Genomic DNA, 14,954 nt, shown 5'->3' on the forward strand with positions numbered 1-14,954 from the left:
AACAGGCGCCCTTTTTTTGTGTTCCGGCGATAATAACATTTTTTATATTTTCGTAAGATTCTTCTAAAAAAAATCATAACCGCCCTCGTCAGAAAGATTGTTAATTAAACTACAAAATAAATTGTCAATTATAGTATAATTATTCATTTCATTAAAAACCATATTCGTGTAATATTTACATATAAAAAAAGAGGAGGTTTGACAAACGTGAAAAAAAGCAATATAAAAAGGTGGATATCCTTTGGTATGGCAGGCATTATGACGGCGGGGGCCCTGATGGGGTGCAGCAGCTCCGGATCGGGTACGGCTAAGGTATCGGCTACAACTCAGGAGGCAGGAACGGCGCAGGAAACTTCAGCAGCAGGATCGGAAGCCCAGTCCCAGACAGGAGAAGGGGATTTTGACTGGAAGAAGTATGCCGGTACCACGCTGAAGGTAAATATGGTACAGCACAGTGTGGCTGAGGCTATTGTAACCAAGATTCCTGAATTTGAGGAATTGACCGGTATCAAGGTAGAACACTCTATTACGCCGGAGGCCAATTATTTTGATAAGGTATCCACAGCCCTTGCCAGCAGGACCGGTGAACCGGATTTATTCATGTCAGGTGCTTACCAGCTGTGGGATTATTCGGCGGCAGGTTATGTATATGATTTGAATGAGTTTTTAAACGCGCCGGATAAGGTGGCCCCTGGATATGATTTTGCAGATTTATATCCAAGTGCAGTATCCGCGCTTCAATGGGACGGAGTCCCGGGACATGCAGTAGGTTCCGGTGCCCAGCTGGGTCTTCCGCTGGCCATTGAAATTTACAGCCTTGCATATAACAAGAGAGCCTTTCAGCAGGCGGGAATAGAGGTTCCTAAGACCTATGACGAGCTGCTGGTTGCCTGTGACAAGCTTCAGGGCTGGAACGGACCGGATTCTTATGCAATGACCGTCCGTGGGGCAAGAGACTGGGGAACCATTCATCCAGGGTACATGAGCACATTTGCAAATTTTGGAGCCCAGGATTTTGCCATTGAGGATGACCGACTGGTATCTAAGGTGAATTCACCGGAGGCAGTGGCAATGACCGAATTCTGGGTGGACATGATCAAGAGAGGCGGATCTCCGTCATGGTCCAGATATACGTGGTATGAGTGCGGCGCAGACTTAGGAGCCGGCAAGGCTGCCATGATGTTTGAAGCGGATAACACCGGGATTCATCAGGACTGGGAAGGGGCTTCTGCAGAGGCCGGCAATCTGGCATGGACAGTGATGCCTTTAGCAAAGGAAGGAAACACCCCCAATTCAAACTTCTGGACATGGTCCATGGCAATGAATGCAGATACAAAGAATGCAGATGCAGCATGGTATTTTATGATGTATTTTACCAGCAAGGATTTTGCTCTTTATGCGGTGACTGAGAAAAATGCTCTTGACCCGGCGCGTACTTCCGTAATCAATTCTCCGGAATTCTTAAAAAAGATGGAGAGTCACGACGGGTATATTGATACGTTTGAAAAGACCATCGGATCAACGACCATCCGTTTTACCCCTCAGCCTTATTTCTTTGAGACGACCACTTTGTGGGCAACCACACTGCAGGAACTGGTAGCGGGGAATTATGCCACTGTTCAGGAAGGCATGGACAGTTTAAAAGAGAAGCAGGATAAGGTAGTAGAAGACATTGTCATCTCTGACTATGAATAAGCTGAGTGAATTATTATAAAGGAGGGGCAGGTTTGGCACAAAAAACACCGAAGGAAATCAATTATAATGAAATTCCGGCTCATATACGCAGACGGCCGTACTATATCATCGCTCCCGGACTCCTGATCCTGATCGGGATTATGATTCCATTTGCCATAGCGATATTTTTATCGCTGACAAATTACTCATTTAAAAATCCAAATTTTAAGTTCATCTTTTTGCGCAACTGGATTCGGGTGTATCAGGACCCTGATTTTTACCATTCCCTTTGGGTTACCATCAAGTATGGATTCTTTGCAACGGGAACTCAGATGATCCTGGGGTCCGTAATCGCGATCCTGCTTCGGAAGGATACCGGATTTACAAGGGTTTTAAAGGTGGTATTCACTTTTCCGCTGATGGTGGCTCCGGCCATTGCAGTGCTCATCTGGCAGCTGATGACTTCCAATTCGGTGGGCGTGCTGGAAAAGTTTTTAAACCTGTTTGGTGTGTATGGATTTAAGTGGGCAGCATCCCAGGAAACGGCCATGTTCACTGCGGTGCTGATAGATACCTGGGTAAATACCCCCTTCGTGCTGTTACTGGTTTTGGCAGGGCTTCAGTCTCTGCCGAAATCCCCCTTTGAAGCAGCCGAAGTGGATGGGGCCAGTTCGTGGTTTATCTTTAAAACACTGACCTTTCCCATGCTTAAGCCGTTTATGTACATCGCTCTTTTATTCCGATTGATGGCGGCACTGCAGGAATTCGGCATTATATTTGCCCTGACTAAGGGCGGACCGGGAAATACGCTTATGAACATTTCACTGACAGGCTATATTACAGGATTTCAATTCCAGAAGTTAGGGTATGCACTTCCCTATTTGCTGACCCTTTGGGTGATTGTCAATGTTACAGCCAGTTTTCTTGTAAACAGGCAGCGTAAAATGGCAAAGCAGGCCCAGGGATATTGATTCAGAAAGGAGGACAGTTATGGAGCATTCCATTGAAACCGCGAAACAAAGAAACAGGCTGAAAGAAGGGGCCAGGGAAACCGGACGCAATCTGGGACTTGCCCTGTACGCCCTGTATGCCCTGTTCCCTCTTATCTGGATGCTGATCTGTACGTTTAAGAGCGATACGGAAATGTATAATACAGTCTTTATCTTCCGGCCAACACTTGCCAATTATCAGGCGGTTCTGCTGGGAACGGATTATGTCCGGGCTTTTTTTCAAAATATTATTGTTTCCGGAGGGGCAGTGCTGCTTACGGTAGTGGCAGGTGTGCCTGCGGCATATGCACTGGCCCGGTATGACTTCCGGAAAAAGGATGATATTGCATTTCAGATTTTATCGTTTAAGTTTGCGCCGGAGATCATGGTGATTCTGCCGATTTTCCTGATCTTTCAAAAGATCGGGCTGTATGATACATATTTTGGTTTGATTTGGGTTTACCAGCTGATCACCATGCCTCTTCTCATCTGGGTGGTACGGGGGTATTTTGAGGATATCAGCGTGGAGGTGGAGCAGGCCGCTTCCTTAGACGGGTACTGCTGGTATGAAGTGTTTTTAAAGACCCTTCTGCCTCTGATCAAACCGGGACTGGTTGCCTCAGGGCTTCTGGCCTTTATCTTTGCATGGAACAGTTTTACATTTCCGCTGATTCTCAGCGGGTTTAAGATCCAAACCCTTACCATCACATCCCTTCGGTATATTTCATCTGAAACCGTACATTACGGGCAGGTGGCAGTGGCGGCCACCGTAGCCGTTCTGCCGGAGATCATCGCCTGTCTGTTCATTCAGAAGCATTTGGTAAGAGGACTCAGCTTCGGCGCTGTTAAAGGATAAGGAGGACAGGGGATTGGCAGAAATAGAACTGATTAATGTTACAAAAAAATACGGATCTAAGACAGCGGTGGACGGGGTCAGCCTGACTGTGAAAGACAATGAATTCTTTGTACTGTTTGGTCCGGCCGGAGCAGGTAAAACTTCCTTGCTCAAGGTGATCGCAGGAATTGAATTCCCCCAGGAGGGGCTGGTGAAGATAGATGGAAAGATCGTAAACCACGTGGAACCCATGAACCGGAACGTTTCCATGGTATTTGAGAATTATGCCCTTTATCCCCATTTAAGTGTTTATGATAATATCGCTTCCCCCATGAGAAGCAGGCTTTATAAGCAAAGCGAGGATTTTATCCGATCTGAGGTGGACCGGGTCACTGTGATGATGAGGATCAACCATTTACTGGAGCGAAAGCCCAGTCAGCTTTCCAATGGGCAGCGGCAGCGTGTGGCCATCGGACGGGGATTGGTGAGAAAACCCAATGTATTCCTTATGGATGAACCCTTAGCCCATTTGGATGCAAAGCTCCGTCATTTTATGCGGCGGGAGTTAAAAGAAATGCAAAGCAATTTTAATACCACAACCATCTATGTGACTCACGATTACATGGAAGCCATGTCCTTGGCAGACCGGATCGCCGTGGTTCATGAGGGGAGGATCGTGCAGATAGGAAGTGCCGTTGAAATGTATTATCTTCCCCGCAACGAGTTTGTCGCAAGACTGTTCGGAGAACCTGAGATCAACATTTTTTCAGGCGCTTTTAAGCTCAGTGGAAATCAGGGGCTGATTGCTGCCTTTGAACAAGACTCTGTCCTGGAGGTGACACCAGATGTGATTGACCGTATAGCCTCCCTGGATGGGGAGCAGATTGATGTGGGTATCCGGGGCAGTGACATCGCCTTTCGCTTTGAAAAACAGGACAGTACCTGGATCAGAGCCTCGGTTTATGCCAATGAACCCATTGGAAATAAGGTCATCATGACGGTTCTTGCCGGTGAAAATAAATTGGAGGTGGTTGCCCCCAATGATACCAGGGCTTCTATTGACCAGGAGGTTTATTTAAAATTCAATATGGCAAATGCTCTCTATTTCGACCATTCCTCAAAGGAATTGATTACAAGAGCCGGAAGACAGAAATATGAAGCAAAGAGTCTAAACGGAGGTCAATGATATGGCGGAGCTGGTACTTAAAAATATCTATAAGCAGTATGACAATAAAGAGAAAAAAAAAGCGGCAAACGGGTATGCCGTCAATGATCTTTCGTTTCGATGTGAGGACGGGGAATTCATTGGGATCCTGGGACCTTCGGGATGCGGAAAATCCACTACCTTAAGGATGCTGGCAGGTCTGGAGGAGATCACATCCGGAGATGTATACATCGGAAAAACACGTATCAATCATCTGCTTCCCAAGGACCGTGGAATCGGCCTGGCCTTTGAGGATTATGCCCTGTATCCGCCTCTGACCGTATATGAGAATCTTGCTTTTAATATGCGGGCAAAGAAAAAGACGGAAGAGGAAATCAGAAAAGAGATCGGCAGGGTCGCCCCTTTGCTTAAGGTAGAAGATTTATTGCAGATGAAACCTGCTGCTTTGTCAGGCGGCCAGAAGCAACGGGTCAATATTGCCAGGGCTATTATCCGGCGGCCGGGGCTCCTGCTTCTTGATGAGCCTTTAAGCCATCTGGATGGGAAAATGAGGCAGATGCTCAGGCAGGAAATAAAAAGGATGCATCATGAGATCAAATGCACGACCATTATTGTGACCCATGATCAGATCGAAGCCATGTCCATGGCAGATAAGATTGTTATTATGAAGGAGGGGAAACTTCAGCAAATGGGGACTCCCCTGGAAGTATACGATGATCCGTCCAATGAATTCGTAGCCGGATTTATCGGAGAGCCGCCCATGAATTTAATTCCGTCGGTTATCAAAACGGAAGGGGAACGGTATTATTTTGCATTTGAAAACAGCGGATTAAAGGTTCTGGTGCCTGACCGTTATAAGCCTGTGGTCAGGGAAGATCTGAAGGTGACTCTGGGTGTCCGTCCTGTGGATGTTCTGATTTCCCATGATCCGGCCACCAGCACACCGGTACCTGTTGCCGTATATGAAAATATGGGTGATGAGCGCAGAATCAGCCTTCGGGTGGGTGACAACCTGTTAAGCATTACCACAACAGATGATGTGTATTACGAGAAAGGCGATGAGGTCTATTTAAAATTCAATTCAGAAAAGACCCATCTGTTTGATGTAAACACCGGGGACCGAATCCGGGTATAAAAAAGAATGGAGGATTTTTAAGATGAGTATTCCGAAAACAATGAAGGCACTTGTTGCGTATTCCAAAGATGACTACCGTTTTGAGCCGGCTTATCCAACACCGGAATGTGGTCCGGATGACATTGTCATCAAGACTGAAGGCTGCGGAATCTGTGCAGGAGATTTAAAATGCAGCCATGGAGCAGCCATGTTCTGGGGAGATGAGGTCCAGCCTTCATGGGTAAAACCGCCCTTTATTCCAGGACACGAGTTTTTAGGCGAAATTGTTGAACTGGGGGATAATGTGAAAGAATTTCAGATCGGTGACCGTGTGACTGCCGACCAGATCAAGCCCTGCGGGGAATGTAAGTTTTGTAAATCCGGCCGCTACTGGATGTGCCAGCCTCATGATATTTTCGGTTTCCAGCACACCAATAACGGCGGCATGGCTGAGTATGTGAGATATCCAAAAGGTTCTGTAATACATAAAGTCCCAAAAGATATGCCCTTTGAGGATGCGCTTTTAATCGAACCTTATGCCTGCTCAAAGCATTGTGTGGACCGGGGAGAAATCGGCTGTGAGGATGTTGTGGTAATCTCAGGGGCCGGAACTCTGGGACTTGGGATGGTCACTTATGCCCGCATGAAAAACCCGGCCAAACTGATCGTCCTTGATATGATGGATGACAGGCTGCAGAAAGCAAAAGAATTTGGTGCCGATCTGGTGCTGAATCCAGGGAAAACGGATGCAGTGAAAACGGTCATGGATTTAACAGAAGGTTATGGATGCGATATCTATATCGAGGCCACCGGCCATCCTTCCAGTGTGGTGCAGGGACTTTCCATGATCAGAAAGCTGGGACGTTTCGTAGAATTCAGCGTATTTTCAGAACCTGCCACTGTGGACTGGTCCATCATCGGCGACCGGAAGGAATTGGATATTGCAGGTGCCCACTTAAGTCCTTATTGCTATCCCTTTGTCATTGAAAACATAACAAACGGCAATTTAAAGACAGACGGTGTTATCAGAAACACATTCCCCATTGAAGAATGGGAAAAGGCGTTTGAATATGCCGGAGGCAAGTACGGCGACTTTAAGGTAGCTATTAAATTTTAACCAGGCAGCAAAGCGGATTGTGATTATCCGCTTAGTAAGGTAAGGGAAGGATTATGACTAGTCATGGAGTTTATCGGTTAGGCTTGTATGAAAAAAGCATGCCGGGAGAGTTATCCTTTGAAGAAAAGCTGAAAGCAGCAAAAGATACAGGGTATGACTTTATTGAAATGAGTATCGATGAAACCGAAGAAAAAATCAATCGGCTTAATTTTGGCGATGCAAAGATTCTGATGCTTCAATCCCTTTCGCTGGATACTGGCATCCGGTTTGAATCCATCTGCTTTAGTGCCCAGCGAAAGTTCCCGCTGGGCAGCCTTCTTGAGGGGGCGGCAGAAGCAGCTGTGGAGCTTTTTAAAAAGTGTGTGGATTTTGCTGTAAAAATGGGAATACGCATCATACAGGCACAGGGGTATGATTGTTATTATGGGGAGACATCCTCAGCAGAAACCAGGAAAGAATTTCTGAGTAATTTAATGCTGTGCATGGAGTATGCCTCTGCCCATGGAGTCACCGTTGGATTTGAAACCATGGAAAACGAGTTTATGAATACGGTTGAAAAAGCCATGTATTACGTGGATCAGACAAAAATGCCCTATCTTTCCGTATACCCTGATGTGGGAAATATATGGAATGGGACCGATGATATATACCGGGATTTAGAATGCGGGCGCAGCCATATCTGTTCGGTTCATCTAAAGGAAACTCTGCCAGGAAAGTTCCGGGAGATTCCCTATGGGGAGGGTCAGGTGGATTTTGAAAAAGTCATCCAAAAGACCAGACAGTTAGGGATCAACCGGTACGTAGCGGAATTCTGGTATACAGGTGAAGGGGATTACCGTGATACCCTTAAAAAAAACAACCGGTTTTTAAAAGGGCATCTGGATGCTGCTTACGCAGGGGAGGTGTGAGATGAAACAATATGTAATGGGTCTGGATAACGGAGGTACTATGACAAAGGCCGCTTTATTTGACCTTAAGGGAAATCAGATCAGTGCTTTTTCGGCCGGTACGCCGATAGAAACTCCTAAATCCGGTTATACGGAGCGGGATATGGATCTATTGTGGGAGAATAACCTTATCTGCATGAAGGGGGCAGTGGAACATGCCGGTATTAATCCTGCTGATATCATTGGAGTATCCGTGTGCGGGCACGGCAAGGGCCTTTACGCCTGGGGCAGGGATGGACGCCCGGCTTACAGGGGAATCGTATCCACTGATACAAGGGCCTGGGAATATACGGAAAAATGGTATAAGAACGGAGTTTTTGACCATATATATGAGCGGATATGCCAGCAGCTGATGCCCTGTCAGCAGGCAGCCCTGCTTGCATGGCTGAAGGATCATAACAGAGACGTTTATGACAAGATCCTGTGGGTGTTTTCGGTGAAAGACTATATCCGTTTCCGGCTCACAGGGGAAGCCTATTGTGAAGCCACCGATATATCCGGCTCCGGTCTTCTCAATGTGCGGGATAAGGTATTTGACAGAGAACTATTGGAAAGCTATGGGATCGGAGAAGTGTATGAAAAGCTGGCTCCCCTTAAGTATTCCCATGATCTGTGCGGGAAGCTGACTTGTGAAGCTGCCGAAAGAACCGGCCTTTTGGAAGGAACACCTGTAGCAGGCGGGATGTTTGATATTGATGCCTGTGCCATTGCAATGGATATTACAAAGCCGGAACGGCTTTGCACCATCGCAGGTACCTGGAGCATCAATGAATTTATTGCGGAAAAACCGGTGCTCCATGGGCCGGTTGCCATGAATTCCCTTTTTGCCATACCAGGGTATTATCTCCTGGAAGAGTGCAGTGCCACCTCGGCGGGAAACTTAGAATGGTGTATGGATAACCTGATTGATTTCAGCGGGAGGCAGGATGGGGAAAGTAAATATGACTTTTTAAGCCGTCAGGTTCAGTCTGTTCTGCCGGAAGAGTGCGACGTATATTTCCTGCCCTTCCTATACAGCTCCAATGCCCATCCCTTGGGCAAGGGAAGTCTGGTGGGGCTGACTACATATCATAAAAATGCCCACATCATCAGGGCTGTTTATGAAGGGGTCGTCTATTCCCATAAAACCCACATCGATAAGCTTCTTAAAGTAAGGGAAAAACCGGAAGCCATCCGTATGGCAGGCGGAGTTGTGAATTCCCCGGTATGGGTCCAGATGTTTGCGGATGTTCTGGGGATTCCCATTGAAACCATCAAAGCAAAGGAACTGGGAGCATTGGGCTGCGCTATGGCTGCCACTGTGGCTGCCGGAAGATTCACAGATTATGAAGAGGCGGCCCGGAATATGGTTCATGTGGAGAAAAAGGTAATGCCGGATATGGAAAAACACAAAATTTATTTAAAAAAATTTAAAAAGTATACGGCAGTCAAAGAAGCTCTTGACATGGTCTGGCCGTTGTTTACTGTGTAAGGGGGAGGACGGCTTATGGATTTGGATGTTTCTGCAATCAGGGAAGCCATTGAAAACGGAAGAGCTTCTTTGGGGATTGAACTTGGTTCTACCAGAATCAAGGCTGTGCTCATCGGGGAAAATCATATTCCTCTTGCTTGCGGAGGCTATGACTGGGAAAACCGGTTTGAGGACCGGGTCTGGACGTACAGCCTGGAGGAAGTGAAAAGGGGCCTTACCGGCTGCTACAGGAATCTGGCAGAGGATGTAAAGAAAACATACGGTGTGGAGCTGAAGGTATTAGGTTCTCTTGGAATCAGCGGCATGATGCATGGGTATCTGGTGTTTGACAAGTATGGCAGGCAGCTTGCTCCCTTCCGGACCTGGCGTAATACCATAACCGGAGAGGCCTCTGCCAGGCTGACGGAAATTTTTGCTTATCCCATTCCTCAGAGATGGAGCATTGCCCATTTGTATCAGTCCATGCTGAACCAGGAGGACCATGTGAAGGATATGGGTTTTATGACGACTTTATCCGGTTATGTTCACTGGCTTCTTACGGGACAAAAAGTTTTGGGAGTAGGAGATGCCTCCGGGATGTTTCCCATAGATATCCAAACCAGGGATTTTAACAGCCGTATGCTGGATCAGTTTGACCGGTTGGCTGCAGACACGGGATATTCCTGGAAGCTTCATGATATACTTCCAAAGGTATTATCAGCAGGGGAAAATGCCGGCGTCCTGTCTCCGGAAGGCGCCGGACTTCTGGATCCTTCCGGTCAGCTAAAGTACGGCGTTCCCCTTTGCCCTCCGGAAGGTGATGCGGGAACAGGAATGGCGGCCACCAACAGTGTGAGACCAAGGACCGGCAATGTGTCCGCAGGCACCAGTGTATTTTCCATGATCGTACTGGAAAAGGAGCTGGCCCATGTTTATGAGGAAATTGACTTAGTCACCACCCCTGCCGGTGATCTGGTGGCAATGGTACATTGCAACAACTGTACTTCAGATTTAAACGCATGGATATCTTTATTTGGAGAATTTCTGGATGAAATGGGTTATAAGGCGGAGACCGGATATGTGTTTTCCGTGTTATATAATCTGGCATTGACAGGAGATAAGGACTGCGGTGGACTTTTATCCTACGGTTACTTAGCGGGAGAGCATATCACCGGATTTGACGAAGGAAGGCCCTTGTTTGTACGCATGCCTGACAGCCGGTTTAACCTGGCTAATTTTATCAGGGTCCATCTGTTTACCTCTTTAGGTGCATTAAAAACAGGGATGGATATCCTCTTTAAGAAGGAGGGGGTAAAACTGGACCTGGTGTTTGGTCACGGAGGCCTGTTTAAGACAAAAGGCGTGGGGCAAAGCGTGATGGCAGCGGCGATGAATGTGCCGGTTTCCGTTATGGACACAGCCGGGGAAGGGGGAGCCTGGGGAATTGCTCTGCTGGCTTCCTATATGATTCACAGGGAAGAAGGAGAAACATTGGAGCATTATCTTGAAAACCGGGTATTTTCCGGCGAGAGCGGAAACCAGGTAATGCCGGATCCTGAGGATACAGCCGGATTTGAGATATTTATGGAGCGTTATACCGGAGGATTGGCCATAGAACGGGCAGCTGTAGAAGTGATGAAGCCTTTTTCCAATGAGTTTAACCGAATCAGGTAAGTTCCATTTCAAATGCAAAAAGCATGAAAAGAGAACCATAAAAATCAGCACAACAAGATTATAAAGGATGGCAAAAGAAGTGTAAAAACGGCTTTGCCATCCTTACTTTTTTCCATTATTGCCGGTCTAAACAGAATAGCAGAAGGGAGCAGGAATCATATGGATCTATCCAGGAAGCTGGGTGAAAAAGAAAAGGGAATAATCCTTTCTCCCATGCATATAGTATAACAGCACAGAAGGGGGAATCTTTATGGACAATTATAACGTATACAATGATATCAAAGCCCGAACCAACGGAGAAATCTACATTGGAGTTGTGGGGCCGGTAAGAACAGGAAAATCGACTTTTATCAAGCGTTTTATGGAATTAATGGTTCTGCCGGGCATGGAGGATGAACACCAGAAAACTCAGACAAGGGACGAACTGCCCCAGAGCGCGGCAGGAAAAACCATCATGACCACGGAACCAAAATTCATCCCAAAGGAAGCTGCCGTTATCCGCCTGGGAGATGAGATCGAAACAAAAGTCCGCTTAATCGACTGCGTCGGCTTTATGGTAGACGGTGCTGCCGGCCACATTGAAAACGACGAAGAGCGGCTTGTAAAAACTCCCTGGTTTGATTATGAGATTCCTTTTACAAAAGCAGCGGAAATCGGAACCAGAAAGGTCATCAATGACCATTCCACCATTGGTGTGGTCATCACTACAGACGGTTCCATCGGGGAATTGAAGCGTCCCAACTACATAGCAGCGGAAGAACGCACCGTTCAGGAACTGAAAAATCTGGGAAAACCGTTTATCATCCTGCTTAATTCTTCCAAGCCATATTCTGATGAAACCACAGCCCTCTCAAAGGATATCAGTCAGAAATATGGGGTGACGGTCATGCCCATTAACTGTGAACAGCTGAAAAAAGATGACGTGAACAACATCCTGGAACGGGTGTTAAAGGAATTCCCCGTGACAGAGATGGATTTCTTCATTCCAAAATGGCTTGAAATCCTCCCTGCAACCCATTGGCTGAAAGCCCAGGTCATCCAGGCCGCAAAGGATATGGTTAAAAAAGTCTCCCATATGAAGGACGTATCCTCCGAATTATTTGACGGATCAGCGGACAGTGTCCGGTCCATCAAGGTTCAGAACATGAATATGGCGGATGGAAGCGTTTCCGTTGCAATGGATGTGGATGACAGTTATTATTATCAGATTTTAAGCGATTACGTAGGGCTTCCCATTGAGGGAGAATATCAGTTAATGCAGACCTTAAGCGAGCTTGCAAAAATGAAGGCAGAATATGAAAAGGTCAATCAGGCCATGAGTCAGGTACGCTTTAAAGGGTATGGAATTGTGACTCCGGAACGGTCCGAGATCATCCTGGATGAACCGGAAGTGATCAAGCACGGAAATAAATACGGCGTAAAAATGCGTGCAGAGGCTCCTTCCATCAATCTCATCAAGGCTCATATCCAGACGGAGATCGCTCCTATTGTGGGAAGCGAACAGCAGGCAGAGGACTTGATCGCCTATATCAAAGAAAATGCAAGAGAAAGCGAAGAAGGAATATGGAATACCAATATTTTCGGAAAATCCATTGAACAGATCGTGGAAGACGGCATTCAGGCTAAAGTCTCCCAGCTTACGGAAGACTGTCAAATAAAACTTCAGGACACCCTCCAAAAAATTATTAATGATAGTAATGGCGGTATGATTTGCATTATTATCTAAATTAATGGTATAATAGAAAAAACAGGTACAAAAGGAGGGCTTATATGAAATTAATGTTCATCGGCGCAGCCCGCGAGGTAACCGGGAGCTGTCATTATTTGGAAGCTGCCGGTTTTAAAATCCTTGTGGACTGCGGTATGGAGCAGGGGATTGATAAATTTGAAAATGTGGATCTGCCGGTCAGCTTTGCGGAAATCGATTACGTTCTTCTGACCCATGCCCACATCGATCATGCAGGGATGCTTCCTTTTATTTATGCAAGAGGCTTTCGGGGTCGGGTGATTTCTACCGTTGCAACTGCCGACCTTTGCGGCATTATGCTGAAGGACAGCGCTCACATTCAGGAGGCTGAAACCGAATGGAAAAACAGAAAAGCCAGACGGGCAGGCCTCCCGGAAGAAGAACCCCTGTATGGGATCAATGATGCCATGGGCGTATTGGAGCTGTTTCATTCCTACAATTACAATGAAAAGGTGGAACTGGAAGAGGGCTTTACAATCCGTTTTACAGACGTAGGCCATCTTCTTGGTTCCGCCTCTATTGAAATCTGGATCACAGAAGGAAAAGTTTCCAGAAAAATCGTATTTTCCGGTGATATCGGCAACAAGAATAAACCCCTGATCCGCGATCCTCAGTACATAAAGGAAGCGGATTATGCGGTCATGGAATGCACCTACGGCGACAGGCTTCACGGTGTGATCCCGGACCATGTTTCCATTCTTGCAGGCATTGTCCAGGAGACCCTGGACAGAGGCGGAAACGTGGTGATACCTGCTTTTGCAGTGGGAAGGACCCAGGAACTCCTTTATATGTTCCGCCGTATCAAGGCGGAAAAGCTGATTACCGGGCATGACGGGTTTGAGGTTTATGTCGACAGCCCTCTGGCGGTGGAAGCAACTCAGGTTTTCAAAGATAACCTGGTAGACTGCTATGATGAAGAGACAAAGGAACTGGTAATGAAAGGCATTAACCCCATATCCTTTCCAGGCCTTAAACTGTCGGTTACCAGCGAAGAGTCCAAGAACATTAATTTTAATTCAAAACCAAAAGTGATCATATCAGCGGCAGGCATGTGCGATGCCGGCCGTATCCGGCATCACTTAAAGCATAATTTATGGAAACGGTCATGCACCATCGTTTTTACCGGGTACCAGTCCATAGGGACCTTGGGAAGAAGCCTGATCGAGGGCAGCAGCGAAGTAAGGCTGTTTGGCGAAACCATTCAGGTGGAGGCCCATATAGAACAGATGGATGGGATGAGTGCCCACGCAGATAGGGAAGGACTGATTGCCTGGTTGAACGCATTTGAAGAAAAACCGCAACAAGTATTTCTGGTCCACGGCGATGATCTGGTTTGCAACTCCTTTGAGCAGCTCCTTGAAAAGGATTACGGATATAAGGTAAAAGCTCCTCACTCAGGATCTGTTTATGACCTTTCCGCTGGCAGATGGCTGAATGAAACAGAGGGCGTTGCAGTAGCCAAGGCACCGGAGATCTCAAAAAGGCCGGTGGGAGTCTATGGAAGGCTTTTTGCTGCCGGCGAAAGGCTTTTGCAGGTTATCCGTCATAATGAAGGCGGGGCCAATAAAGATCTTGCCAAATTTGCAGATCAGATTAATTCATTATGTGATAAATGGGATAGATAAGGAGAACAACAGAAAGTGACGAAAGTACTATTATTTACCGACGGAGCTGCAAGAGGAAATCCTGACGGGCCTGGAGGCTATGGCGCGGTTTTGCAGTTTACGGATTCCAAAGGGCAGCTCCACGAAAAAACCATGTCAGCAGGATATGTAAAAACCACCAATAACCGTATGGAACTCATGGCAGCCATTGCGGGTCTGGAAGCTCTTACCAGGCCCTGCCAGGTGGAACTATACTCTGATTCCAAATATGTGACGGACGCGTTTAACCAGCATTGGATCGAAAACTGGATAAAAAACAACTGGAAGAGGGGCAAAAGCGGTCCTGTAAAGAACATTGATCTGTGGGAAAGGCTGTTAAAAGCCATGGAACCCCATCAGGTGACTTTTCATTGGGTAAAGGGACATGCCGGCCATCCTCAGAACGAACGGTGCGACATGCTGGCCACAAGCGCTGCAGATGGGGAGGATCTGCTGGTAGATGAAGGGATATGAGCCTCCATATCTTGGAAAATACCAAAAACTTACATATCTCTTACAAAGTCTTACTAATTGCAGACTCCTATTTTCTTTCTTTTTTATTTGTGATATGTTAAATTCATCAAACAGGTTAGGATGAT

The 14,954-nt window shown here is 46.7% G+C and carries 12 protein-coding genes; all 12 read left to right on the forward strand.

Annotated features, from left to right (window positions below; translation table 11 throughout):
* Nucleotides 1-207 precede the first annotated feature (207 nt).
* The 12 genes from K401_RS0124175 (at nt 208) to rnhA (ending at nt 14,829) form a co-directional block, all read left to right on the forward strand.
* Entirely contained in the window at nt 208-1,695 is a 1,488-nt protein-coding gene (locus tag K401_RS0124175; protein ID WP_024295363.1) for an ABC transporter substrate-binding protein, read from the forward strand.
* A gap of 32 nt (nt 1,696-1,727) precedes the next feature.
* On the forward strand, nt 1,728-2,645 hold the full coding sequence (locus K401_RS0124180; protein ID WP_024295364.1) for a carbohydrate ABC transporter permease: 918 nt from the start codon (nt 1,728-1,730) through the stop codon (nt 2,643-2,645).
* A 19-nt stretch (nt 2,646-2,664) separates the two neighbouring features.
* On the forward strand, nt 2,665-3,519 hold the full coding sequence (locus K401_RS0124185; protein ID WP_024295365.1) for a carbohydrate ABC transporter permease: 855 nt from the start codon (nt 2,665-2,667) through the stop codon (nt 3,517-3,519).
* Between the two features lie 13 nt (nt 3,520-3,532).
* Nucleotides 3,533-4,684 carry an ABC transporter ATP-binding protein gene (locus K401_RS0124190; RefSeq protein ID WP_024295366.1) on the forward strand — a complete coding sequence of 384 codons (1,152 nt, stop codon included), beginning with the start codon at nt 3,533-3,535 and terminating at the stop codon, nt 4,682-4,684.
* Between the two features lies 1 nt (nt 4,685).
* Complete coding sequence (locus tag K401_RS0124195; protein ID WP_024295367.1) at nt 4,686-5,798, forward strand: ABC transporter ATP-binding protein; 1,113 nt, start codon at nt 4,686-4,688, stop codon at nt 5,796-5,798.
* Nucleotides 5,799-5,820: 22 nt separating this feature from the next.
* Entirely contained in the window at nt 5,821-6,894 is a 1,074-nt protein-coding gene (locus K401_RS0124200; protein ID WP_024295368.1) for an alcohol dehydrogenase catalytic domain-containing protein, read from the forward strand.
* A 53-nt stretch (nt 6,895-6,947) separates the two neighbouring features.
* Nucleotides 6,948-7,802 carry an L-ribulose-5-phosphate 3-epimerase gene (locus K401_RS0124205; protein ID WP_024295369.1) on the forward strand — a complete coding sequence of 285 codons (855 nt, stop codon included), beginning with the start codon at nt 6,948-6,950 and terminating at the stop codon, nt 7,800-7,802.
* A 1-nt stretch (nt 7,803) separates the two neighbouring features.
* A complete protein-coding gene (locus K401_RS0124210) occupies nt 7,804-9,312 on the forward strand; it encodes an FGGY-family carbohydrate kinase (protein ID WP_024295370.1) in 1,509 nt (502 codons plus the stop codon).
* Between the two features lie 15 nt (nt 9,313-9,327).
* Nucleotides 9,328-10,965 carry a xylulokinase gene (locus K401_RS0124215; RefSeq protein WP_024295371.1) on the forward strand — a complete coding sequence of 546 codons (1,638 nt, stop codon included), beginning with the start codon at nt 9,328-9,330 and terminating at the stop codon, nt 10,963-10,965.
* 250 nt (nt 10,966-11,215) lie between these two features.
* Nucleotides 11,216-12,691 carry a stage IV sporulation protein A gene (gene spoIVA / locus K401_RS0124220; protein WP_024295372.1) on the forward strand — a complete coding sequence of 492 codons (1,476 nt, stop codon included), beginning with the start codon at nt 11,216-11,218 and terminating at the stop codon, nt 12,689-12,691.
* A gap of 44 nt (nt 12,692-12,735) precedes the next feature.
* Entirely contained in the window at nt 12,736-14,337 is a 1,602-nt protein-coding gene (locus tag K401_RS0124225) for an MBL fold metallo-hydrolase RNA specificity domain-containing protein (protein ID WP_024295373.1), read from the forward strand.
* Between the two features lie 15 nt (nt 14,338-14,352).
* Nucleotides 14,353-14,829, forward strand: coding sequence for a ribonuclease HI (gene rnhA / locus K401_RS0124230; RefSeq protein WP_024295374.1), 477 nt, complete (start codon nt 14,353-14,355; stop codon nt 14,827-14,829).
* Nucleotides 14,830-14,954 lie beyond the last annotated feature (125 nt).

This window comes from Lacrimispora indolis DSM 755 (genome assembly GCF_000526995.1).
In the GTDB taxonomy this organism is placed as follows: Bacteria; Bacillota; Clostridia; order Lachnospirales; family Lachnospiraceae; genus Lacrimispora; species Lacrimispora indolis.